Source organism: Grimontia marina (assembly GCF_900060185.1).
GTDB classification, from domain to species: Bacteria; Pseudomonadota; Gammaproteobacteria; order Enterobacterales; family Vibrionaceae; genus Enterovibrio; species Enterovibrio marinus.
This window is the reverse complement of the sequence record NZ_FIZY01000183.1, coordinates 1-905: the sequence shown is the minus strand read 5'-3', so window position 1 is coordinate 905 and position 905 is coordinate 1. Positions and strand designations below refer to the sequence as shown.

The window sequence follows — 905 nt, the reverse complement described above, 5'->3', positions numbered from 1 at the left end:
TCGTTATCCTGCTCGCCGTAGAGGTGGTCATTACCGTCACCGCCGCGGAGGGTATCATTGCCGGTCCAGCCATAGAGTTTGTCGTCACCGGCCAGGCCGTGCATGTCATCGTGACCCCACTGGCCATGCAGCGTGTCGTTGCCGTTACCGCCGTTGAGGTGGTCGTCACCGTGACCGCCGACTAGGGTGTCGTCGCCGTCTTCACCCCATAGGCCATCGTTACCGTTGCCGCCTTCGAGACGGTCATTGCCCCACTGGCCGTAGAGTTTGTCGTCGTCGTTCCCGCCATCGAGGTGGTCATTTCCGTGGCCGCCAATCAGGACATCGTTATGGTTACCGCCGTACAGAGCATCGTTACCGTTATCGCCTTCAAGGCGGTCGTGACCGTCCTGACCATGCAGAACGTCGTTGCCCTCGCCGCCAACTAAGCGGTCGTTGCCCCATTCGCCGTAAAGTTTGTCGTCATGGTTACCGCCATTAAGACGGTCATTACCATGACCACCGACGAGGGTATCGTTGCCGTCTTCACCATATAGCGCGTCGTTGTCATTGCCGCCGTGAAGGTAGTCGTTACCCGTACCGCCGTAAAGTCGGTCATGGCCATTGTCACCAAAGAGGGAGTCGTTATCCTGCTCGCCGTAGAGGTGGTCATTACCGTCACCGCCGCGGAGGGTATCATTGCCGGTCCAGCCATAGAGTTTGTCGTCACCGGCCAGGCCGTGCATGTCATCGTGACCCCACTGGCCATGCAGCGTGTCGTTGCCGTTACCGCCGTTGAGGTGGTCGTCACCGTGACCGCCGACTAGGGTGTCGTCGCCGTCTTCACCCCATAGGCCATCGTTACCGTTGCCGCCTTCGAGACGGTCATTGCCCCACTGGCCGTAGAGTTTGTCGTCGTCGTTCCC

1 protein-coding gene is annotated in these 905 nt (G+C 59.8%); it reads right to left on the bottom strand.

Annotated features, from left to right (window positions below):
• On the bottom strand, window positions 1–905 hold a 905-nt coding region (locus tag GMA8713_RS25860), incomplete at both ends, for a calcium-binding protein (RefSeq protein WP_269747472.1).